The organism is Streptomyces nanhaiensis (assembly GCF_046614825.1).
GTDB classification, from domain to species: Bacteria; Actinomycetota; Actinomycetes; order Streptomycetales; family Streptomycetaceae; genus Streptomyces; species Streptomyces radiopugnans.
On sequence record NZ_JBKJFM010000069.1, the window covers coordinates 1 to 22,655 of the forward strand.

The 22,655-nt window shown below is 74.1% G+C and carries 17 protein-coding genes; 5 read left to right on the plus strand and 12 right to left on the minus strand.

Features of this window, described 5'->3' with window-relative positions:
- Positions 1-274: 274 nt before the first annotated feature.
- Positions 275-1,537, minus strand: a complete 1,263-nt coding sequence (rocD, locus tag ACLIYP_RS16450; protein WP_412713884.1) for an ornithine--oxo-acid transaminase — start codon at positions 1,535-1,537, stop codon at positions 275-277.
- A 249-nt stretch (positions 1,538-1,786) separates the two neighbouring features.
- Here rocD and trpS point away from each other — a divergent pair, with 249 nt between their 5' ends.
- Positions 1,787-2,800, plus strand: coding sequence for a tryptophan--tRNA ligase (trpS, locus tag ACLIYP_RS16455; protein WP_412713885.1), 1,014 nt, complete (start codon positions 1,787-1,789; stop codon positions 2,798-2,800).
- Positions 2,801-2,857: 57 nt separating this feature from the next.
- A complete protein-coding gene (locus ACLIYP_RS16460; protein ID WP_412713886.1) occupies positions 2,858-3,442 on the plus strand; it encodes a 2'-5' RNA ligase family protein in 585 nt (194 codons plus the stop codon).
- An 88-nt stretch (positions 3,443-3,530) separates the two neighbouring features.
- Here the strand turns inward: ACLIYP_RS16460 and ACLIYP_RS16465 are convergent, their stop codons facing one another.
- On the minus strand, positions 3,531-5,192 hold the full coding sequence (locus ACLIYP_RS16465) for a serine hydrolase (RefSeq protein WP_412713887.1): 1,662 nt from the start codon (positions 5,190-5,192) through the stop codon (positions 3,531-3,533).
- A 111-nt stretch (positions 5,193-5,303) separates the two neighbouring features.
- Here ACLIYP_RS16465 and ACLIYP_RS16470 point away from each other — a divergent pair, with 111 nt between their 5' ends.
- Both ACLIYP_RS16470 and ACLIYP_RS16475 read left to right on the plus strand, forming a co-directional pair.
- A complete protein-coding gene (locus tag ACLIYP_RS16470) occupies positions 5,304-5,552 on the plus strand; it encodes an SCO4848 family membrane protein (protein WP_412713888.1) in 249 nt (82 codons plus the stop codon).
- Between the two features lie 69 nt (positions 5,553-5,621).
- Positions 5,622-7,028 (plus strand): metallophosphoesterase, encoded by a 1,407-nt coding sequence (locus tag ACLIYP_RS16475; protein ID WP_412713889.1) that lies wholly within the window; start codon positions 5,622-5,624, stop codon positions 7,026-7,028.
- 564 nt (positions 7,029-7,592) lie between these two features.
- Here the strand turns inward: ACLIYP_RS16475 and ACLIYP_RS16480 are convergent.
- From ACLIYP_RS16480 to ACLIYP_RS16500, 5 genes are all read right to left on the minus strand, one after another.
- Positions 7,593-8,357 carry a succinate dehydrogenase iron-sulfur subunit gene (locus ACLIYP_RS16480; RefSeq protein ID WP_412713890.1) on the minus strand — a complete coding sequence of 255 codons (765 nt, stop codon included), beginning with the start codon at positions 8,355-8,357 and terminating at the stop codon, positions 7,593-7,595.
- Positions 8,357-10,111 carry a succinate dehydrogenase flavoprotein subunit gene (sdhA, locus tag ACLIYP_RS16485; protein ID WP_412713891.1) on the minus strand — a complete coding sequence of 585 codons (1,755 nt, stop codon included), beginning with the start codon at positions 10,109-10,111 and terminating at the stop codon, positions 8,357-8,359. Before sdhA ends, ACLIYP_RS16480 begins: the two co-directional genes overlap by 1 nt.
- A gap of 24 nt (positions 10,112-10,135) precedes the next feature.
- Complete coding sequence (locus ACLIYP_RS16490) at positions 10,136-10,570, minus strand: succinate dehydrogenase hydrophobic membrane anchor subunit (protein ID WP_093661579.1); 435 nt, start codon at positions 10,568-10,570, stop codon at positions 10,136-10,138.
- A 4-nt stretch (positions 10,571-10,574) separates the two neighbouring features.
- Positions 10,575-10,955, minus strand: a complete 381-nt coding sequence (gene sdhC / locus ACLIYP_RS16495; protein WP_093661581.1) for a succinate dehydrogenase, cytochrome b556 subunit — start codon at positions 10,953-10,955, stop codon at positions 10,575-10,577.
- Between the two features lie 135 nt (positions 10,956-11,090).
- Positions 11,091-11,735: a 2-oxo-4-hydroxy-4-carboxy-5-ureidoimidazoline decarboxylase gene (locus ACLIYP_RS16500; RefSeq protein ID WP_412713892.1), complete on the minus strand. Its 645-nt coding sequence runs from the start codon at positions 11,733-11,735 to the stop codon at positions 11,091-11,093.
- Positions 11,736-11,985: 250 nt separating this feature from the next.
- Between ACLIYP_RS16500 and ACLIYP_RS16505 the strand changes: the two genes are divergently transcribed.
- Entirely contained in the window at positions 11,986-13,614 is a 1,629-nt protein-coding gene (locus ACLIYP_RS16505) for a family 20 glycosylhydrolase (RefSeq protein ID WP_412713893.1), read from the plus strand.
- Between the two features lie 69 nt (positions 13,615-13,683).
- Here the strand turns inward: ACLIYP_RS16505 and ACLIYP_RS16510 are convergent, their stop codons facing one another.
- From ACLIYP_RS16510 to ACLIYP_RS16530, 5 genes are all read right to left on the minus strand, one after another.
- Positions 13,684-14,595 (minus strand): ABC transporter permease, encoded by a 912-nt coding sequence (locus ACLIYP_RS16510; RefSeq protein ID WP_412713894.1) that lies wholly within the window; start codon positions 14,593-14,595, stop codon positions 13,684-13,686.
- A complete protein-coding gene (locus ACLIYP_RS16515) occupies positions 14,592-17,357 on the minus strand; it encodes an alpha/beta fold hydrolase (protein WP_412713895.1) in 2,766 nt (921 codons plus the stop codon). Before ACLIYP_RS16515 ends, ACLIYP_RS16510 begins: the two co-directional genes overlap by 4 nt.
- 53 nt (positions 17,358-17,410) lie before the next feature.
- Positions 17,411-18,586, minus strand: coding sequence for a hypothetical protein (locus ACLIYP_RS16520; RefSeq protein ID WP_412713896.1), 1,176 nt, complete (start codon positions 18,584-18,586; stop codon positions 17,411-17,413).
- A 35-nt stretch (positions 18,587-18,621) separates the two neighbouring features.
- Entirely contained in the window at positions 18,622-19,251 is a 630-nt protein-coding gene (locus ACLIYP_RS16525) for an RNA polymerase sigma factor (RefSeq protein WP_412713897.1), read from the minus strand.
- Between the two features lie 194 nt (positions 19,252-19,445).
- Positions 19,446-22,211 carry an FG-GAP-like repeat-containing protein gene (locus ACLIYP_RS16530; RefSeq protein WP_412713898.1) on the minus strand — a complete coding sequence of 922 codons (2,766 nt, stop codon included), beginning with the start codon at positions 22,209-22,211 and terminating at the stop codon, positions 19,446-19,448.
- Between the last annotated feature and the right edge of the window lie 444 nt (positions 22,212-22,655).

Below are 22,655 nucleotides of genomic sequence, written 5' to 3' on the forward strand. Positions count from 1 at the left end.
CCCGGGGCCGGGCGCCCGGCCCCGGGCTCCGGGCGCGAGTGGTCCGGCCCCGGGCGCGACGCGCTCGTCGTCGGCTACGGCACCCCGCCCGAGCACGGCTTCTCCTCCGCCCTGGAGGCGCTGTGCGCGGTGCTGCGCCGGGTACTGGGCGGGCGCCGGGCCGGGTGACGGGCCGGGTGACGGGGCGGCGGACCCGGAAGACCCCGCCCCGCCCCGCACCCCGTGACCCCGTACCCCGCGCCCCCGGCCGGGAGCCGGGCCGGGGGCCCGGCGCTCAGGCGCCCAGCACCGCGCCCAGCCGCTCCAGACCCCAGTCCAGGTCCTCCTTGGAGATCACCAGCGGCGGGGCGATGCGGATCGTCGAGCCGTGGGTGTCCTTGACCAGGACGCCCCGCTCCATCAGCCGCTCGGAGATCCCCCGGCCCGTGCCCAGCGACGGGACGACGTCCACGCCCGCCCACAGCCCGCGCCCGCGCACCGCCTCGACCGCGCCGCCGCCCGCCAGCAGGCCCAGTTCGTGGTGGAGGTGCTCGCCCAGTTCGGCCGCCCGCTGCTGGAACTCGCCGGTCCTCAGCATCGCGACCACCTCCAGCGCCACCGCGCAGGCCAGCGGGTTGCCGCCGAACGTGGAGCCGTGCTCGCCGGGCCGGAAGACGCCCAGCACCTCCGCCGAGGAGACCACCGCCGAGACCGGCACGATGCCGCCGCCGAGCGCCTTGCCCAGCACGTAGACGTCCGGCACCACGCCCTCGTGCTCGCACGCGAACGTCCGGCCCGTGCGGCCCAGGCCCGACTGGATCTCGTCCGCGACGAACAGCACGTTCCGCTCGCGGGTCAGCTCGCGCACGCCCGCCAGGTAGCCCGGCGGCGGCACCAGCACGCCCGCCTCGCCCTGGATCGGCTCCAGCAGCACGGCGACGGTGTTGTCCGGGTCCTCGTCGAGCGCGGCCCGCATCGCCTCCAGGTCGCCGTAGGGGACGATCTCGAAGCCCGGTGTGTAGGGGCCGTAGTCGGCGCGGGCCTCGGGGTCGGTGGAGAAGCTGACGATCGTGGTGGTGCGGCCGTGGAAGTTGTTCTCCGCCACGATGATCCGCGCCCGCCCGTCGGGGACGCCCTTGACCCGGTAGCCCCACTTGCGGGCCGTCTTCACGGCGGTCTCCACCGCCTCCGCGCCGGTGTTCATCGGAAGCACCGCCTCCATGCCGCACAGCTCGGCCAGTTCGGTGCAGAAGGCGGCGAAGCGGTCGTGGTGGAAGGCGCGGGAGGTCAGGGTGAGCCGGTCCAACTGCGCGTGGGCGGCGGCCAGCAGCCGGGGGTGGCCGTGGCCGAAGTTGAGCGCCGAGTAGCCGGCGAGCATGTCCAGGTAGCGCCGGCCCTCCACGTCGGTCATCCACGCCCCCTCGGCCGAGGAGACGACGACCGGCAGCGGGTGGTAGTTGTGCGCGCTGTGCGCGTCGGCGGCGGCGATCAGTTCGGCGGAGGCGGTACGGGCGGCCGCCGGAACGGCGGTGGCGGACGATTCTGCCGAGAGGGCCATGGGAACGCTCCGTGTCGGGTGGGCGGAGTGGACGTGTGCACCGGCGATCGTGCGGCGGTCGCCGCGTGTGATGCCTATCTCTATCGTCGTACGCCCGCTTCGCACCGAAACCCTCCGGCGCGGCGCGTTCCGGCGCGCCGATACGCCTGTCCGGCCCATGTCCGGGGCCGGGTCCGGGCCCGTGCCCGGCCTCGCACGGGAGGCGGAACGCGGGTGATCCCCGCGGCGGCCCTCTGCGAGAATGACGCCATGGCCACTGACCGTCCCCGTGTACTCTCCGGCATCCAGCCCACCGCGGGCTCCTTCCACCTCGGCAACTACCTCGGTGCCGTCCGCCAGTGGGTCGATCTGCAGGACACCCACGACGCGTTCTACGCCGTCGTGGACCTGCACGCCATCACGATTCCGCAGGACCCGAAGGAGCTGCGCGCCTCCACACGGCTGGCCGCCGCCCAGCTCCTGGCCGCGGGGCTCGACCCGGAGCGCTGCACCCTGTTCGTCCAGAGCCATGTGCCCGAGCACACGCAGCTCGCCTGGGTGATGAACTGCCTCACCGGCTTCGGCGAGGCCTCCCGGATGACCCAGTTCAAGGACAAGAGCGCGCGGCAGGGCGCCGAGGCCACGACGGTCGGCCTGTTCACCTATCCCGTCCTCCAGGTCGCGGACATCCTGCTCTACCAGGCCGACAGCGTCCCCGTGGGCGAGGACCAGCGCCAGCACATCGAGCTGACCCGCGACGTCGCCGAGCGCTTCAACAGCCGCTACGGCCACACCTTCACCGTCCCCTCCGCCTTCATCCTCAAGGAGACGGCGAAGATCTACGACCTCCAGGACCCGACGGTCAAGATGAGCAAGTCGGCGGCCTCCCCCAAGGGCGTGGTCAGCCTGCTCGACGAGCCGAAGGCCTCCGCCAAGAAGATCAGGAGCGCGGTGACCGACACCGGGACCGAGATCCGCTACGACGAGAAGGAGAAGCCCGGCGTCAGCAACCTGCTGGTGATCTACTCCACCCTCACCGGTACCGGAATCCCGGAACTGGAGCAGCAGTACGCCGGCAAGGGCTACGGTGCCCTCAAGACCGACCTGGCCGAGGTCGTCGCCGCCTGGGTGACACCGTTCCGGGAGCGCACCCAGGAATATCTGGACGACCCCGAGACGCTGGACTCGGTGCTGGCCAGGGGAGCCGAGAAGGCGCGCGAGGTCGCGTCGCGGACCCTGGCCGCCGCGTACGAGAAGGTGGGCTTCGTGCCCGCCAAGCACTGACAGGGCACCGGACGACCAGGGGGAACGGAAACGAGAGGGACGAGGAAGGAGAAGCACGTGGGGACCGTCACGCTCGGCGTATCGATCGCGGTCCCGGAGCCCTACGGCAGCCTGCTCCAGCAGCGGCGTGCCGGCTTCGGTGACAGCGCGGCCCACGGCATCCCCACCCACGTGACCCTTCTGCCGCCGACAGAGGTGGACGCCGCGCGCCGCCCCGAGATCGAGGAGCACCTCGCCGCGGTCGCCGCGGCGGGGAGGGCCTTCCCGATGAGGCTGTCGGGCACGGACACCTTCCGCCCGCTGTCGCCGGTGGTCTTCGTCAGGGTCGTCGAGGGTTCCTCGGCCTGCGGGCGGCTCCAGGAGTGGGTCCGGGCCGAGGACGGCCCGCTCGCCCGCGAGCTCCGGTTCCCGTACCACCCGCACGTCACGGTCGCCCACGGCATCGCCGAGGAGGCGATGGACCGGGCGTACGCGGAGCTGGCCGACTTCGAGGCCGCCTGGACGGCGACGGGCTTCGCGCTGTACGAGCAGGGCGAGGACTGCGTGTGGCGGCTCCAGAGAGAGTTCTCCTTCGGCGGTGCCGCGCACCTGCCCCTGCCCCCGCAGCCGAACTTCTCCAGGCCTCCGGCCCCCTCGCTCTGACGCGCCTTCCGCGCGCAGACCAGGGGGCCGGTCACGGCCCGCTCGGGACCGCAGGGTTCCTGGGGTTCCTCCAGGCGCACCGGGCGCCTCAGGGCGTTCCGGCGCCCTCCGCCGGGGGCGTCTGGGGCGCCCGGGGCCCGGTCCCGCCGGGACCGGTGGCGGACCCCTCCCCGGAGTCCTCCGGGCTCCTCGCGTCCTCCGCGCCCTCCGCGCCCTTCGAGGCCTTGGGCGTCCCGTGGGCCTTCGGAGCCCGGGCTCCGGTCCCGCCCGCCCCGCCCGCCCCGCTCGCCCCTTCGGTCCTCCCGGCGCTTCCGCCGCTTCCGGGTGCGGAGGCGCGCTCCGGCCTCCCGGGGGCAGCCGGCCTCGTCACGATCCTCTCCAGGGCACCGGGGTTGCCCGGGCCGCCCAGGACCGCCGGGCCCTGCGGGCCGCGCCCCGGATGCGGCAGACCGGCCACGCCCGGCAGCGGCCAGCGACGGCGCACCCCGTACGCCCCCGCGCCGAGCGCGACCAGGACCGCCGCCACGATCATCAGGGCCGTACCGGCGCCGTCCGACGGCCCGTGCGTCCTGGCCGCGTTGGGAGTGGTGGGCCCGGCCGGCTGGGCGTCGGCCCCGCCCGCCTGGCTTCCGGGCCTGTCGTCGGCGTTCTTGCCGCTGCCGTACGCGGCCCCCTCGGGCGGCACCAGCTCGCCCACGGGCTCGGTCTTCCCGGCGGCCTCGAAGCCCCAGTCCAGGAGGTCGGCGGTCTCCTCGTAGACGCTCAGGCCGCCCCCCTCGGGGTGCATGGCGGTCACCAGCAGCACCCGGTCGCCGCGCTGGGCGACGCCGGTGAAGGTGGACCCGGCGTTGGTGGTGTAGCCGTTCTTGACGCCCGCGATGCCCTCGTACGGCTCCAGGCCGGGGGCGCCGGTCAGCAGGCGGTTGGTGTTCTGGATCTCGAAGGTGCCGCGCTTCTTCTTCCCGTCCTTCCCCTTCTCCACGTCCCCGGGGAACTGCGCGCGGACGGTGGCCGCGTACGCGCGGAAGTCCGGCTTCTGCATCCCCGAGCGGGCGAACAGGGTGAGGTCGTAGGCGGAGGAGACGTGCCCCTCGGCGTCGTAGCCGTCGGGGCTGACGACATGGGTGTCCGTCGCGCCGAGCCGTCTGGCGTGCTCGTTCATCTCCCGGACGGTCCTGTCCACGCCGCCGTTCAGCTCGGCCAGCGCGTGCACCGCGTCGTTGCCCGAGCGGAGGAAGACGCCCTTCCACAGGTCGTCGACCGTGTAGGTCAGGCCCTCCTTGAGGCCGACCATGCTGCTGCCCGGACCGACCCGGAGCAGTTCCTCCCGGGAGACCCGGTGGACCCGGCCCTTGTCGAACTTCGGCAGCAGGGTGTCGGCGAACAGCATCTTGATGGTGCTGGCCGGGGCGAGCGGCCAGTGCGCGTTCTTGGCCGCCAGCACGTCGCCGGTCTCGGCGTCCGCGACGATCCAGGCGCGCGAGGTGATCGAGTCGGGCAGTTCGGGGGTGCCGGCCCCGGCCCGCGGTTCTATCTGGACACCGGGGAGGCCGAGGCGCTCTCCGCCGACGGCGGACATCCGCGCGGGCGGGGACGGCTCCCGGGGCTTGTCCGCCACGGCGTGCGCCGCGGCCGGAGCGCCGGTCAGGCCGGACATGAAGCACGGCAGGAGCAGGGCTGTGGCGGCGGCGAGGCCGCGGGCGCTGCGCACTCGGCGCGCGCGGGCGATTACGCAGTGGGTCTTCGACACGGAGCGAACGTATCGGCTCCGCGACCGTACGGAACCTCCGAGAGGACCATCGCGGTGGCGGGAGACGCCCCTGCCAGTGATTCCATTGGGCCGATAGACATACTTGTAGGTGTGAAACTCTCTCGCCCCGTCTCGTGGTTCCTGCTCGCCTTCGGGGCGTGGAGCTGGTTCGTGTGGACCAACTTCACCAGGAACCTGTGGAAGGACAGCGGAGGCCTGGCGTTCGACGACGCCGGCGACCCGACCGCCTACTTCTGGATCCACCTGGTGCTGGCCGTGGTCTCGCTGGGGCTGGGCACGGCCATCGGGATCATCGGGCTGCGCGGTCTGCGGGCCCTGCGCGCCCCGCGCGACGGCTGAAGGAACGCATGACGGCCGCCGGTACGTTCGGCTGAGGACAGGCAATCGGGCAGGGGAGTGGAGCAGGGCATGGCCTTGGTGTTCGTGGGCGTCCTGGTGCTGGTGATCGCCGTCCTGGCGGCGGTGCACTGGTACCTGTGGCGGCGTCTGGTGCGCGACGTGGCGGCGCGCGGCACCTGGTACAGACGGGTGGGCACGCTCCTGCTCGTCCTGCTGCCGCTGACCGCCGTCGCGGCGCAGACCGCCGTACGGGCGGACGTGCCCTTCGTCCTGAAGCAGGCCCTCGCCTGGCCGGGCTTCCTCTGGCTCGCGGTGATGCTGTACCTGATGCTGGCCCTGCTCGCCGGGGAGGCGGTGCGGCCGCTGCTGCGCCGCTTCCTGGAGCGGCGGGACGCGAGGCGGGCGGCACGCGGGGGCGCCGCCGAGGAGGGTGTCGCGGAGGGCGCCGGGGAGAACGGCGGTGAGGCCGCCGTGGGCGCGGTGCGCACCGCGCCGCCCGCTTCCGCCCCCGCTTCCGCCGAGGAGGGCGCGGGCGGCGGTGCGCCGACCGGGACGGCGCGTACAGCTGTCGCCGTCCGCGACGGCGCGGACTCCGGCTCCGGTGCCGGCACCGCGGCCGGCTCCGCCCCCGGGGAGCGGCCGCCGGCCGGTCCGTCGCGACGGTTGTTCGTGGCCCGCACCGTGGCCGCCGCCGCGGGCGTCGCGGCGGCCGGGACGGTCGGCTACGGCACGTACGGCGTGCTGCGCGGCCCGAAGCTCAAGCGCGTCACCGTCCCCCTGGCCAAGCTGCCCCGGGCCGCCCACGGCTACCGCATCGCCGTCGTCAGCGACATCCACCTCGGCCCCGTCCTGGGCCGCGCCCACACCGAGCGGATCGTGGACACCATCAACCGGGCCGACGCCGACATGGTCGCCGTCGTCGGCGACCTGGTGGACGGCACCGTCGCCGAGCTCGGCAGCGCCGCCGAGCCGCTGGCCCGGCTCCGCTCGCGCGACGGCTCCTACTTCGTCACCGGCAACCACGAGTACTTCGGCGACGCGGCCGAGTGGATCGACCACGTCCGCGAGCTGGGCCTGGAGCCGCTGGAGAACGCCCGCCGCGAGCTGCGCCACTTCGACCTGGCCGGCGTCAACGACCTCGCGGGCGAGGAGGAGGGGCAGGGGCCGGACTTCGAGCGGGCGCTCGGCGACCGCGACACCTCCCGCGCGGTGGTCCTCATGGCCCACCAGCCGGTCATGATCCACGACGCCGTGGACCACGGCGTCGACCTCCAGCTCTCCGGCCACACCCACGGCGGCCAGATGTGGCCCGGCAACCACCTCGCCGGCCTGGTCAACCCCACCCTCGCCGGCCTGGAGCGCTACGGCGACACCCAGCTCTACGTCAGCCGCGGCGCGGGCGCCTGGGGCCCGCCGGTCCGGGTGGGCGCGGAGTCCGACATCACCGTCGTCGAACTCGCCTCCGGGCAGGCCTGACACCCCCCGCCCGGAATCCCGCCCGCTTCTGAGCACGAGGACGCATGCCGTGCCCTGGGAGGGCCGTCAGCGTCCACAGCATGGAGAACACCGGCACCGTTTCCCCCTCGCCCTCGCCCTCGCCCTCCCCCGCCCCCGGCCGATCCGGGCGCACCGCGGCCGACCGGGCCGCGTCGGCCGGTCTCGCGGTGGTGGTGCCGATCGCGGGCTTCTTCACGGGAGTGGGCCGGGCCGCTGCTCGCCATCGCCTGCGGCTCCTGCCAGGACGGCGTACGCGGCCCCCTGCGCTTCGACGGCGCCCTGACCGCCGTCGCGCAGTACGCGGTGCCGCCGGTGACCCTGGGGGCGGTGGCCGGGGTGCTCGCTTCCCCGGGGGAGCGGCCGGGCGGCCGGCGCGGGCCTGGGAGCGCTTGCGGCCCTGCCGGCCACGATGCCGGCCCTCGGCCGGACCACCGCCTGACCGGCAGGGGACCGTGCGTACGGCGAAGGCGCCCGGCCGGGTTTCCCCGGCCGGGCGCCTTCGTGTCCCGGGCCGCCCGCGGCGGGCGGCCCGGGGGAGGGGCCTCAGTAGCGGCGCGTGATCAGCGCGCGCTTGACCTCCTGGATGGCCTTGGTGACCTCGATGCCGCGCGGGCAGGCCTCCGTGCAGTTGAAGGTGGTGCGGCAGCGCCAGACGCCCTCGCGGTCGTTGAGGATCTCCAGACGCTGCTCACCGCCCTCGTCGCGGGAGTCGAAGATGAAGCGGTGCGCGTTGACGATCGCCGCCGGGCCGAAGTACTGGCCGTCGTTCCAGAACACCGGGCACGAGGAGGTGCACGCGGCGCACAGGATGCACTTGGTGGTGTCGTCGAAGCGCTCGCGGTCCTCGGCGGACTGCAGGCGCTCGCGGGTCGGCTCGTTGCCCTTGGTGATCAGGAAGGGCATCACGTCCCGGTAGGCCTGGAAGAACGGCTCCATGTCGACCACCAGGTCCTTCTGGACCGTGAGCCCTTTTATCGGCTCGATGGTGATCGGCTTCTCCGGGCTGATGTCCTTGATCAGCGTCTTGCACGCCAGCCGGTTGCGGCCGTTGATGCGCATCGCGTCGGAGCCGCAGATGCCGTGCGCGCAGGAGCGCCGGAAGGTCAGCGTGCCGTCGATCTCCCACTTGATCTTGTGGAGGGCGTCCAGGACGCGCTCCTTGGGGTCGATCTCGAGCTCGAAGTCCTGCCAGGTGACCTCGTCGGAGACCTCCGGGTTGAACCGGCGGATGCGGAAGGTCGCGGTGATGTAGGGGGAGTCCGCCGCCGTGCCGCCGGTGCCGGACTTCTCCATGACGGGAGTGGCCATCAGTACTTACGCTCCATCGGCTGGTAGCGGGTCTGCACGACCGGCTTGTAGTCCAGCCGGATCGACTCGGTGCCGTCGTCGCCCACCTCGCGGTACGCCATGGTGTGGCGCATGAAGTTGACGTCGTCGCGGTTGGGGTAGTCCTCGCGGTAGTGGCCGCCGCGGGACTCCTTGCGGGCCAGCGCGGAGACGGCCGTCACCTCGGCCAGGTCGAGCAGGTTGCCCAGCTCGATGGCCTCCAGCAGGTCGGTGTTGAACCGCTTGCCCTTGTCCTGGACGGACACGTTCAGGTAGCGCTTGCGCAGGGAGGCGATCTCCTCGACGGCCTCCTTGAGCGTCTGCTCGGTGCGGAAGACCATGACGTTCTTGTCCATGGTCTCCTGGAGCGCCCTGCGGATCTCGGTGACCCGCTCGGTGCCCTCCGAGGAGCGCAGCGCCTCGACCTGGCCCTGGACGAACGCGGCCGGGTCCTCCGGCAGGTCCACGTAGTCGGCGGTCGCCGCGTACTCGGCGGCGGCGATGCCCGCCCGGCGGCCGAAGACGTTGATGTCCAGCAGCGAGTTGGTGCCCAGGCGGTTGGCGCCGTGCACGGACACGCAGGCGACCTCGCCGGCCGCGTACAGGCCCGGCACCACCGTGGTGTTGTCGGCCAGCACCTCGCCCATGACGTTGGTCGGGATGCCGCCCATCGCGTAGTGCGCGGTCGGCTGGATCGGGATCGGGTCGGTGTACGGCTCGATGCCCAGGTAGGTGCGCGCGAACTCGGTGATGTCCGGCAGCTTGGCGTCGAGCTGCTCCGGCGGCAGGTGGGTGAGGTCCAGGTAGACGTGGTCGCCCTCGGGGCCGCAGCCGCGGCCCTCGCGGATCTCGGTGTAGATCGAGCGGGAGACGACGTCGCGCGAGGCCAGGTCCTTCATGACGGGCGCGTACTTCTCCATGAAGCGCTCGCCGTCCTTGTTGCGCAGGATGCCGCCCTCGCCGCGGGCGCCCTCGGTGAGCAGGATGCCCATGCGCCAGATGCCGGTCGGGTGGAACTGGAAGAACTCCATGTCCTCCAGCGGCAGGCCCCGGCGGAACGCGGCGGCCTGGCCGTCGCCGGTCAGGGTGTGCGCGTTGGAGGAGACCTTGAAGAACTTGCCGTTGCCGCCCGAGGCGAAGACGACGGCCTTGGCCTGGAAGACGTGGATCTCGCCGGTGGCCAGCTCGTAGGCGACGACGCCCGCGGTGCGCTTGACCCCGTCGACCTCGCTGAGCAGCAGGTCCAGGACGTAGAACTCGTTGTAGAACTCCACGCCCTCCTTGACGCAGTTCTGGTACAGCGTCTGGAGGATCATGTGGCCGGTGCGGTCCGCGGCGTAGCAGGACCGGCGCACCGGGGCCTCGCCGTGGTTGCGGGAGTGGCCGCCGAAGCGGCGCTGGTCGATGGTGCCGTCCGGGGTCCGGTTGAACGGCAGGCCCATCTTCTCCAGGTCGAGGACGGCGTCGATGGCCTCCTTCGCCAGGATCTCGGCGGCGTCCTGGTCGACCAGGTAGTCACCGCCCTTGACCGTGTCGAAGGTGTGCCACTCCCAGTTGTCCTCCTCGACGTTCGCGAGGGCCGCGGCCATGCCGCCCTGGGCCGCGCCGGTGTGGGAGCGGGTGGGGTAGAGCTTGGTCAGCACCGCGGTGCGGCTGCGCTTGGTCGCCTCGATGGCGGCGCGCATCCCGGCGCCGCCGGCGCCGACGATGACGGTGTCGTACTTGTGGATCTTCATGATGAAAGCGCCTCAGCCCCGGCTCTAGCGGATGTTCGGGTCGAAGGTGAAGATCACCAGCGTGCCCAGCAGGACGGTGAACACCGTGGCGGTGTACAGCAGCATCTTCAGCCAGAAGCGGGTGCCGTCCCGCTCTGCGTAGTCGTTGATGACGGTCCGCAGACCGTTGGCGCCGTGGAGCATCGCCAGCCACAGCATCAGCAGGTCCCAGGTCATCCAGAAGGGCGAGGCCCAGCGACCGGCCACGAAGGCGAAGTTGATCTTGCTGACGCCGCCGTCCAGGACGAGCTGGATCAGCAGGTGGCCGATCACCAGCACGACCAGCACGATGCCGGACAGCCGCATGAACAGCCAGGCGTGCATCTCGAAGTTGCCGGGCGTGAACTTCCTGGGGGTCCGGCTGGTCCGGGCGCGGGGCGGCTCGATGACGGGGGCGGGGTTGTCTACGTCGTAGGCCATGTCGTCAGCTCCCGAACAGCTCGCTCACGGCGTGCCCGAGGACCGGGTACAGCGCCCCGATCATCAGCACGATCCAGATGCCCATGACGGTCCACAGCATCTGGCGCTGGTACTTGGTGCCCTTCGACCAGAAGTCGACGGCGACGACCCGAAGGCCGTTGAGCGCGTGGAAGAGGATGGCGGCCACGAGGCCGTACTCCAGCAGCGCGACGATGGGGGTCTTGTAGACCGCCACGGTGTCGTCGTAGGCCTCCGGGGAGACGCGGACGAGCGACGTGTCCAGGACGTGCACGAACAGGAAGAAGAAGATGAGGACGCCGGTGACTCGGTGAGCCACCCAGGACCACATGCCTTCCCGGCCGCGGTACAGCGTTCCAGCCGGCACGGAAATACCCTCCGGGAGCGGTTACGGGGCCGGCCGGCTTCGGTGTCGGTCTGGCCCGGCCGGGTACGGTCCACCGGCCGATGGCCATGGTAACGACGTCCTGTCGGCACGGTTCCCCCGGGGGGTCAGATGTGATCAATCAGGCACGGACGGGCTAGGAGCCCGGCCGGGGGCTGTGGTAGCCGCCGGGGCCTGCGCGGAGGCGTCCGGCCCGGCGGGGCGGCCCGGCCGCCCCGCCCGCCACGGGGGCGTCCCCTCCCGGGCCAGCCGCAGCAGCCGGCCGCGCGCGATGCGGCGCAGCTCCTCGGCGGCCACGGCGCGCTCCCGCTCGGTCTCGTTGCCCAGCCGGGTGCGGATCGCGGCGAGGACGTGGCCGAGCGCCTCCTCCTCGCGCACCCCGTCCACGCACAGTACGAAGGCGTAGCCGAAGCGGCTCTCGTAAGCGGCGTGGGCGGCGCGCAGGGCGGTGTGCGCGGCGAGTGCGCCGGGACCGGTGATGACGATGTGCCGCCCGCCGTACAGCGGGCCGCCGTGCCCGGCGCCGGCGGCGGACTCCCCGGTCAGGGCCTCGGACAGATCCTCGTCGGTGAGGTCGTAGCTGGCCTCGTCGGCGGCGGCGAGCAGCGCCTCCACGTCCGGGTAGGGGCGGTGGGCGGCGATGCTCTCCGCCCACCGCCGGCTGCCGCAGCAGGCCAGCAGGGCGCCCCGGAGGTCGGCGGGGGAGGCGTTGTTGAGGCGGTGGAGCGGCGTTGCCTCGCTTCGCTGAGGGGGCAGGCGCATGGGCTCCTCGGGCGCGGGGAGACGTCAGGGACGTCGCGGGACACGGGAGTGCGGGTGACTGTGGAGGTCGGGGCGGTCGGGGCGGTCGGGTCGGCCGGGTGACCGGAGTGATCGTGTGACGGAGGATGACGTCACGGTAACGATAAGTGGGAGAGGGTGGTCGGCGGGCGGATTCTTTTCACCCGGACGAGACGAGCTCCGGGCGCATGGTTGACGGACGAGGACTGGAAAGGGGCAATACGGTCACCCCATGGGACGCAGGCGCAGACGCAATCCCCGCAGGAAGACCGCCGCCGTCGCGGCCGTGGCCGCAGTGGCCGCCGCCGTCACGGCCGTCACGCTCCTCGTGCTGCCGGACGGCACGGAGAACGGCGGCGGGGAACCGGGCGAGGGCCCCCGCGGGACCCCCGGCGTACCGGCCGTCACCCTGCCCGCCGCCCCCGCAACCGTCCCCGCCGTACGCCGGTGGACGCCCGAGCCCGGCATCGGCTGGCAGCCCGCCCCCGGCACCCGCGTCGTGGCCGACCCCGGCGGGCCGCTCGCCGACGAGGCCGAGCTGCTCGCCGGGGAGCTGGACGTGGAGCACTCCGGCGGACCGGCCGGGCCCGGCGACATCGAGCTCAGGCTGGACTCCGCGAACTCCGACAAGGGGTACGGGGGCCGCGAGGGCTATGTGCTCAGGGCCGACACCGGCCGGGTCACCGTCACCGGCCGCACCGACGCCGGCGTCTTCCACGGCACCCGCACCCTCCTCCAGGCCCTCCGCGAGGGCGGCTCGATCCCCCGCGGAACCGTCCGCGACTGGCCCGACCGCCCGCAGCGCGGCTTCATGCTCGACATCGCCCGCAAGCACTTCAGCGCGGAGTGGATCGAGGACCGCATCCGCGAGATGGGCGACCTCAAGCTCAACCAGCTCCAGCTCCACCTCTCCGACGACCAGGCCTTCCGCGTCGAGAGCGACTCCCACCCCGAGGTCGTCTCCGACCCCCACCTGACCAAGGACGAGCTGCGCCGGATCGTCGAGCTGGCCAACTCCCGGCACATCACCGTCATCCCCGAGATCGACTCGCCCGGCCACCTCGGCGCGGTGCTCGACGCCCACCCCGGCCTCCAGCTGCGCGACGCCGACGGCGACCCGGCGCCCGGCGCGATCGACATCTCCGACCCGCGCTCGGCACGCCTGGTGGACGACCTGCTGCGCGAGTACGCACCCCTCTTCCGCGACCAGCCCGGCCCCGGCCCCTACTGGCACCTGGGCGGCGACGAGTACCGGGCGCTGATGCGCTCCGACCCCGAGGCCGCCTATCCGGAGCTGGCCGAGACCGCCCGCCGCGAGCACGGCCCCCGGGCCCGGGTGCGCGACCTGGCGGCGGCCTGGCTCAACGACCGCGCCGAGACCGTGCGGAAGGCCGGCTTCACGCCCCAGGTGTGGAACGACGGCCAGCACGCCGGCGGGGTCGTCCAGCCGAGCCGCCCCAGGCAGGTGGCCTACTGGACGGGTAAGGAGATCGGCGCACGGCCGCCCGGGGAGTACCTGCGCGAGGGCTGGGAGGTGGTCAACCTCAACGACGAGTACCTCTACTACGTCCTCGGCGAGCCCAACGAGTTCACCTATCCGACCGGGGAGCGGATCTACGAGGAGTGGACCCCGGCCGTGCTGCGCGGCACCGAGCCGGAGCCGGCGGAGCTGACCGGGCCGGACCGCGTGGTGGGCGGGCGGCTGGCCGTCTGGTGCGACCTGTCGGGCGCGCAGACGGCGGCCGAGGTGGCCCGGGGGATCCGGATGCCGCTGCGGGCCGTGGCGCAGAAGCTGTGGGACCCCTCCCCGCCCGCTCTGGAGTGGGAGGACTTCCGGGACCTGTCGGACCGGGTCACGTAGGGGCCGGCCTCCGGGGGAGGGGCCCGCACCGCTCGCGTTCCGGCCCGGGGACGGACCGGAACGCGGGGCTCAGGAGACGATGTCCTTGGTGCGGAAGTGGCGGAAGGCCAGGGCGAACAGCACCAGCGCGTACGCCACGGACACCGACGTGCCCCGCAGCATCCCGCCCGTCTCCAGCTCCGGCTGGAAGACGTCCGCCCAGGCGAACTGCCAGTGCGCGGGCAGCAGCTCGCGCCAGTCGCCCAGCGCCGTGACCGCGTCCAGGATGTTGCCCACGATCGTCAGCCCGATCGCGCCGCCGACCGCGCCCAGCGGCGCGTCGGTGACCGTGGACAGCCAGAACGCCAGCCCGGCCGTGACGAGCTGGCCGACGAAGACGTACGCCACCGCCAGCGCCAGCCGGCCCAGCGCCTCGTCCGCCGGCAGCGTGCCGCCGGTGGGCAGCTCCAGCGGACCCCAGCCGTACGCCGCCGAGCCCGCCGCCAGCGCCACCAGCGGCAGCAGCGCCATCGCCGCCGCGCTGAACACCAGCGCCACCACCAGCTTGCTCAGCAGCAGCCGCCAGCGAGGCACCGGGGCCGCCAGCAGATAGCGCAGCGAGGACCAGCTCGCCTCGGAGGCCACCGTGTCGCCGCAGAACAGCGCCACCGGCACCACCAGCAGGAAGCCCGCGGAGACGAACAGCGCCATGGCGGCGAAGTTCAGCCCGGAGGCGGTGGCGGTGTCCATCAGGTTGATGCGCCGGCCGCCGCGCTCGGGCTCGCCGCCGATCGCGAAGGCCGCGATCAGCACGAACGGCAGCGCGGCCAGCACCAGGCCGGTCACCAGGGTGCGGCGGCGGCGCAGCTGGCGCACCGCCTCCACCCGCAGCGGCAGGGTGCGCCGCGGGTGGTAGCCGGGCGCCGCGCCCGACGGGTCCGCGCCCGGCCGGCCCGGTGCGGGCTCGGACGGGGCGGTGGGGTCGGGGGCGGTGGCGGTCATCGCTCTCCTCCGATCAGGGTGAGGAAGGCGTCCTCCAGACGGCGGTGCGGTCCGGCGCGCTCCACCGGCACCTCCAGCCGCAGGAGCTCGGTCAGCAGTTGCGTGGTGGTGGCGCCGTCGAGCCGCACCAGCAGCCCCTCGTCGACGGCGACGGCCGAGCCCACACCGGGCAGGGCCGCCACCTTCTCCGGCAGCGCCTGAGGCACCGGGCCCCGCACCCCGACGAGCACGGTGTCGCCGGAGCCGGTGATCTCCTCCACCGGACCCGCCTGCACCAGCTCGCCGCGGTCCATGACCACCAGATGCGTACAGGTCTGCTCGACCTCGGCCAGCAGATGGCTGGAGACGATCACGGTACGGCCGGCCGCCGCGTAGCGGATCATCACGTCCCGCATCTCGCGGATCTGCGGCGGGTCCAGGCCGTTGGTCGGCTCGTCCAGGATCAGCAGGTCCGGCAGGCCCAGCATGGCCTGGGCGATCGCCAGCCGCTGCCGCATGCCCTGCGAGTAGGTGCGCACCGCGCGCTCCAGGGCGTCGCCCAGCCCGGCGATCTCCAGCGCCTCCTCGATGTGGGCGTCCCCCTCGGGGCGGCCGGTGGCACGCCAGTACAGCCCGAGGTTGTCCCGGCCCGACAGGTGCGGCAGGAAGCCCGCGCCCTCGACGAACGCGCCGACCCGCGACAGCACCGGCGCGCCCGGGCGGATCACATGGCCGAAGACCCTGATCTCACCGCTGTCGGGGGTGATCAGGCCCATCAGCATCCGCAGGGTGGTGGTCTTGCCCGCGCCGTTGGGGCCGAGCAGGCCGAGCACCTGCCCGCGCTCCACCCGGAAGGACAGATCGCGCACCGCGTAGCGGTCGGCCGAGCCCGCGTACCGCTTGGACAGGCCGGTGATCTCCAGCGGGACGTCCTCGCGTACGGGGACCGCCTCCGGCGCGGCGGCGGTCGCGGCGGACGGGCCGGGTACGGCGGGTACGGCGGATACGGCCCCGCGGCGGCGTCCGGTCAGCAGCAGCACGGCCGCCGCGGCCGCGCCGGCCGACGGCAGACCCCACACCCACCACGGGGTGCCGGCCGCCTCGACGGCCAGGCCGGGCGCGGTCGGCACGCTCAGCCCGCCCTCCCCGAGGGAGACGGTGTAGGCGGCCGGTTCGACCGGCGAGGCGTAGGCCAGGTCGGTGGCGGAGAACACCACCCGCATGCGGTGCCCGGCCTCGAAGCGGTGGTCGATCGCGGGCAGCCGCACCTCCACGCTCCGGCCCTCCCCGGCCCCGGCGACCCGCAGCGGCGCCACGAGCTGCGAGGGCAGTACCTGGCGCCCGTCGGGACCCACGTCGTAGACCTTGGCGAACAGCACCGCCTCCCCGGAGGTGGACGCGACCTCCACCCGCACCGAGGGGGCGCCGGTGACCTGGACGGCCTCGGCCAGCGGCGCCGACTCGAAGCGCGCGTGCTGGCCGGGGTAGTCCACCGACAGGCCGACCCCCAGGTCGGACAGCCCGCCCACGGCGCTCAGACCGGGTACGGCGGAGACGGCGGGCGGGCCGCCGCCGGCCGGGTTGGCGAAGGTCTGCTCGCGCCCCCGCAGCCCCACGGTCCGGTCGCCGGCCGCCAGGCCGGGGTAGCGCCCGGCGGTGGCGGCCCGCAGCCGCGTCTCGCCGTCGGTGGTGTCCATGCCGCCGGTACGGGTGACGCGGAAGGCCGGGCCGGTGTCCACCCCCTTCTCGTCCTTGAGGTGGCGGTCGAACCAGGCGCGGGTGCGGTCGTCCAGCCGCTGCGTTTCGTCGGGGCCGCCGTCGTGGCCGCCCGCGATCCACTCCACCGCCACCGGCGCGCCGTTGGCGCGGATCGCCTCCGCCATGGCGTCGGCGTGGCCGAGCGGGAAGAGGGAGTCGGAGCGGCCCTGGACGATCAGCGCCGGCACGTCGATCCGGTCGGCGACGGCCACCGGGCTGCGTTCGCGCAGCAGCTCGCGCGCCTCCTCGTCCGGCTCCCCGGCGACGGCGACCCGCTCGTACATCTCGCACAGGTCCGTGGCGAACCGGCCGCAGCCCGCCCGCTCGGAGACCGGTCCGGCGGTGGGGGCGCCGGTGCCCCCGACGGTGGAACCGGTGGTGAAGAAGATCCCGGTCCACAGCTCCTTGAAGACGCCGTCCGGGAAGAGCGCCTCGGACAGGTCCCAGTAGGTGATGCGCGGGGCCACGGCGTCGACCCGCTCGTCGTGCCCGGCGGCCAGCAGCGAGACCGCGCCGCCGTAGGAGGCGCCCGCCACGCCCACCCGGGGGTCGCCCTCGCCGTCGAGGCGCACCTCGGGCCGCTTCGCCAGCCAGTCGATCAGAGCGCTGACGTCGGCGACCTCGCGGTCGGGGTCGTTCAGCCCGATCCGGCCGGTGGAGGCGCCGAAGCCGCGGGCCGACCAGGTCAGCACCGCGTAGCCGGAGCGGGCCAGCTTCTCGGCCTGGCCGCGCAGTTCGGCCTTGCTGCCGCCGAAGCCGTGGCCCAGCAGGACCGCCGGGCGGCGGGTGTCCGGGTCGCCGGCGGTGAAGTAGGAGGTGTCGATCCGGACGGTGTCCCGCCCGTCCCCGCCGCCCCGGCCGCCCCCGTCCTCCGGCGATTCGGGCAGGGTGAGCTTCTGCTCGGTGTGGCGTACGGCGGGCGCGTCGTCCGGAAGGGCCGCCCACACACCGCCCCCCGCGAGGACGGCGGCGGCGGCGATCACCGCGAGCAGCCGCCGGCGGGGCCTGGGCAGTCGGAGATCCATGGCCCGACCCTACGCGGTGCCCCGTCCGGCACGCCGAGCGCCCCGGGGCGGGATCAGGGGACGGCGCCGCCCGCCGGGGCGGCCGCGGGACGGTTCGCGGGGACGGCCCGGTCCCGCGCGGCCTCGGCCCGGGGGCCGGTGCCGTTGTCGTTGCCGCCGGCCCCGTTGCCGCCGGTTCCGTTGCCGTTGCCCGGATTGCCGCCGTCCCGGCCGCCGTTGCCACCGTTGTTGCCGTTGCCGGGGTTGCCGGTGTCCCGGCCGCCGCCGCTGCCGCCGCCGGGACGGGTACCGGTCTGGTCCGCGTTGCCCCGGCCCGCTCCGTTGCCCGGGTTCCCGTTCCCGCCGCCGTTCCCGCCGCCGGGAGTGCCGGGACCGCCGGGGTTGCCGGGTGCCTCACCGGGCCGGTTCGGGGTGCCCGGCGTCGCGCCGTTCCCGCCCGGGTCCCCGCCGTCGTTCCCGTTCCCGCCGCTGTTGCCGCCGCCGTTGCCGTCGACGCCGTTGCCCTGGTTTCCGCCGTCCCTGCCGCCGTCGGCGGGGGAGGGCCGGACCGCCGGGCCCTCCAGCACCGCGTCGCAGTACTCGGCGACCCGGTCGCGGCCGCCCGCGGCGGTGACCAGCGGCTTCCGCGCGACCCCGGCCGGGCTGCCCGGATTCCGCTCCTGGACCCGGCACAGCGCGACGATCCGCGGCGACGCCTCGGAGGGCGGTACGGCCCCGGGCCCGGAGCCGTCGGGGTGCGGACCGGCCGGACCGGCCTCCCCGGTCGTGGGTGCCTTCGGGGACGTGGGGACGGGAGGCGTCGATGCGGTGTCCGGCACCCGGGAGGTGCCGGGCGCGCCGTTCGGACCGCTCCCGGGCAGGAACGGGACCCCGACGGAGGCCGCGGCCACCCCGCTGCCGAGCACGGCGGCCACGACCACGCCGAGCGTGCCCGTGCGCGTCCGGCCAAGGCGCCGCGTCAGCCGGGTGAGACGGCCCCGCAGGCCGGCCGCCCCCGGATCGGCCGCCGCCCGCTCGTCACGGGCCGCCCGGAAGGCGGCCAGGGCCTCCTCCTCGCCCTTGAGCACGCCGGAGCCCGGTGGCGGCACCGCGGCGCTGAGGACCGCCGCGAGGGCGCGCAGGCTGTCGTCCGACGGCAGGTCGCCCGAGCCCCTGGAACCGGAGCCCCGCAGGCCGGAGCCCGGCCGGGAGCCCTCGGCGATCAGGCGGCGCAGCGCGGCCTCGGTCACACGGGCGCCTTCCTCCCCGTCCCGCATCGGGTCGTTCACCTCCGTACCGCCGTTGCCTCGGGCCGTTCCACCAGCCGGGCCAGTTTCTTCAGACCGCGTGACAGCGCCATCGCCACCGCCCCCGGCCGCTTGCCGAGGATCTCGGCAGTGCTCTTCGTGTCCAGGTCCAGAACCACCCTCAGAAGTACCGCCTCGGCCTGCGGAACGGGCAGAGTGCCGATGAGGGAGACGATCTCACGTGTCGACAGCTTCGCCCCGGCCACCTCCGCCGTGTCCGGGGCGGCCTCCCCGCCGGGGGTTCCGGCCGCGCGCGGTTCGGGCAGTTCGTCGGTCGGCACGGTGATCTCCTGCACACGCCTCCTCCTGCGACGCAGGACGTCACGGGCCCGGTTCCGTGTGACGGCCAGGGCGAAACGGCGGAAGGAGGCGCCGTCCCCCTCGAAGCGCAGCACGTCCCGGGCGATCTGTAACCACGTCTCGGCCACGACGTCCTCCGCGTCCTGACCGACGATGACGGCCGCGTAGCGCAGGAGTTCGGGGGTGAGGCAGCGGTAGACGGCGCGGAAGGCGGCCTCGTCGCCCCGCCGCACACCGAGAACCGCGGCGTTCAGATCCCCGGTGCGCTCCGGGTGGATCCCGTTGCAGCCATCCACCGAATCACTCACGCACGGGATCCTTCCACGCTCCCGTGCGACACGTCGACACGGCGGCCCGCGTCGGCGGAGACGGCCTGATGTGAACGCGAACACCCGTACGCCGCACGGGAGAAGGCGGAAGGGGCCGGACGGGAGATCCCGTCCGGCCCCTTGGGCCGCGGACCGGCGGCCGGCCGTTCACCGGCCGCCGGTCACCGGCTCGTTCACGGAGCCAGCGGATAGCCCAGCCAGGCGCCCGCGGGCGTGCCCATGGCCGAGCGGCCGTAGTAGACGGCACCCGAGGTGGAGACGCCCCGGCTGCCGGCGTCGAACTGGAGGATCGTCCCGTCGAAGGAGTTCTCCCCCGGCGCGCCGACGGCCAGATCCGCCCGCCCCCAGCCGGACATGTCGGCGAGCAGGACGCCCGCCCCGAGCCGGTCGTCGGTCTCGGAGGCCCCGGGGACGCCGGAGGTGTCCTGGTGCAGGCTCATGGCGCCGGAGGTGCCCAGCCCCGAGGAGGTGCCGTACAGCAGCAGCGCCATGCCGGCGTTCTTGCGGTTGGCGCCGTCGCGGGTGAGGTCCTCGAAGGGCAGGCCGGCGAGGACGTCGGCGCGCCCGTCGCCGTTGACGTCGCCCGCCGAGACCGACCAGCCCATCGCGTCGCCGGCCTCGGCGGCCCCCGGAACGCCGGAGGTGTCCTGGTGGATCACCTTCCGGCCGGTGGTGGTCGGTCCGTCCGGCGAACCGGGCAGCACGGTGATCTGGCCGCCGCGGAAGGCGCTGGACTCGGAGGCGTACGGCTGACCGACGACCAGGTCCGTGTACGCGTCGCCGTTGATGTCCGCCGCCGCGACCGAACGGCCGCCCTTGACGGACGACATGCCCACGTAGGTCAGGCCGTCGGCCGACCCGTTGAGGAGCGTGAGCCGGCCGGTGCCGCCGGAGTCCCGGTGGTTGAGGACCACGTCGGTGTAGCCGTCGCGGTTGAAGTCGCCGGTGGTGGAGGCGAGGGAGTCGATGGTGCCGGTGGTGCCGGTCTTCAGGGCGCCCTTGCGCACGGTGCCGCCGGCGACGTCGAACGCCCACCAGCCGGCCGGGCCGCGGGTGGAGGCGGTGAAGACGTCGGCCGTGCCGTCGCTGTCGAAGTCGCCGACGGCGACGGTCGAGCCGAACCGGGCCCCGCCGGTGCGGTCCGCGGTGGCCGCCTCCAGCCACTTGGCCTTGGTGAAGCCGGGGCCGTACAGGACGGTCACCGCGCCGGAGTCGGCGTTGCCCACCGTGTCGTCCTCGCCGGGCGCGCCGACCGCCAGGTCCGCGTGCCCGTCGCCGTTGACGTCGCCGTACGCGACCGCCGCGCCCCAGCTGTCACCGGTCTCGGAGGCGCCGGGGACGCCCGGGCTGGACTGGGAGAGGGTGACCCTGGCGGAGGCCACCGGGCCGTCCACGCCGCCGGGAGCCACGCTGACGGTGCCGGCCTTGGCCTTGCCGCCCACGGCGGCGCGGGGGGTGCCCACGGCCATGTCGCCCATGCCGTCGCGGTTGAAGTCGGCGGTGGGGGCCGCGGAGCTCGCGGCCGGGCTCGCGGCGAAGCGCCGGATCTCCGGCAGCGCGTCGTACAGCGTCTGGCCCGGGCACGCGGTGTTGTAGCCGTCGCGGTGGCCGGAGACGGTGCGCAGGGTGGCCTGCTCACCCTCCTTCCACACGCCGGTGTTCCCCATGGCGGTGAGCGTCACCCTGCCGGTGGGGTCCACGCCGTACTGGCCGAGCTTCCAGGCGGCGACCCTGGCGACGGCGCCGGTCACGTCGGGGGTGGGCACGTCGCCCGCGGCGTAGTTGCCGATCACCGCGATGCCGGTGGAGTAGCTGTTGAAGCCGTAGGTGTGCGCGCCCACCACGGGCAGGTCGACGCCGCCGTGCCGGCCCTCGAAGATCGTGCCGCACTTGTCGACCAGGAAGTTGTAGCCCAGGTCGTTCCAGCCGTTGCTCTTGACGTGGAACGTCATCAGCGACCGCACGATCGCGGCCGAGTCGGAGCAGGTGTAGTTGATGTCCTCGAGCGCGGTGTGGTGGACGAAGGCCGCCTTGATGCCGTCCTCCAGGTACGCCGAGGGCTCCTCGACCATGGACTCGTCGGCGCCCCAGGCGGCGCGCGAGACGATCGGCGGCCGGGTGACCGTGGACTCGGGTGCGGTCGGCACGGTCGGGGTCGGCGACGGGTCGGCCGTCGGGCTCCCGGTGGCGCCCGGCTCGGTGGACTCCGTCCCGCTGGGAGTGGGCTCGGTGGTGCCCGGAGCGGTGGACTCCGTTCCCGTGGGCGCCGGTTCGGTGGGCGACGGCTCGCCGGGCGACGCCGAGGCGCCGTCCACCGGGTCGCTCGCGGTGGCGGTGGGAACCGGGTTCTCGGCGACGTAGGCGGCGGGCCGCATGCCCGTGTCCACGGCCGTCCCGAAGGCCGCCGGGCCGAGGTCGGCCGCGTTCGCCTCCTTGGCCTCGCGCGGCGTCACGCCCGGGTCGACCAGGTCCAGCCGCATTCCGGCGGGGAACTCGTCGCCGGTCTGCCCGTCGGCGGAGACCACCCGGGCCTCGACGCCGTCGGAGGGGCCGACCCAGCGGGGCGCGGTCGCGCCGCGGGCCGTGGCCTCCCGGCCCTCCTCGCCCTCGGGGACGTGGATGTCCAGGTCCAGTTCCTGCCACGGCGTCCACTCGCCGGTCTCGATGTCGCGGGTGCGCACCTCGGCCCGGCCGCCGATCTCCGCGGTCGCCCGGGGCCAGGAGATGCCCAGCAGGCTGAACGGCCTGGTGTCGCGGCGGGTCACGCCGCTGTGCCCCTCGCCCCTGGTCTTCAGGCTCACGGAGTACACCCTGACCGGCGACGCGGTCACTGAACTCCCGTTGTCCTCGGGCGGGTTGGCCACGGCGACGGTCACCACGCCGGCTCCGCCCACCGCGACGGCACCCAGGGTCAGCCAGGTCCGCCTCTTCAGACTCAATGTTCTGCGCGCTCGTGTTCTTCGCGGACTCAAGTGTCCCGCCCCTTGTCGTCTGGATCGTTCGTCCGGAGACTCGCTCGCCCCGCGTCCGTCACGGGACCCTTCGGTAAGCGCTCACCGTAGAGGAGATGTCACTCCGGGGAAGCGGCGGGTACTCAACCGTTACAGGGCCGGGCCGTGACCGGGCCGGGCATGCGAAGACGGCCGGGGTCGCCACCCCCCACAGGAGAGACCCCGGCCGTCGTCGAGTACGGACCGCCGCGCCGAGCGAGGCCCGTCACAATCCTCTGCGCCGGGGGGCCGAAAACTGTTACTCCCCTCTGCACCCCCTGCTTCCGCACTCCCTCCGTCCGGTCTCCGCCGCCCGTCCGCGTGTCCTCCCCGCCGTCTTCATCTCGGTAACTACCGCCCCGCCCGCATGGACGGGAGCGCACACTAGGTCGT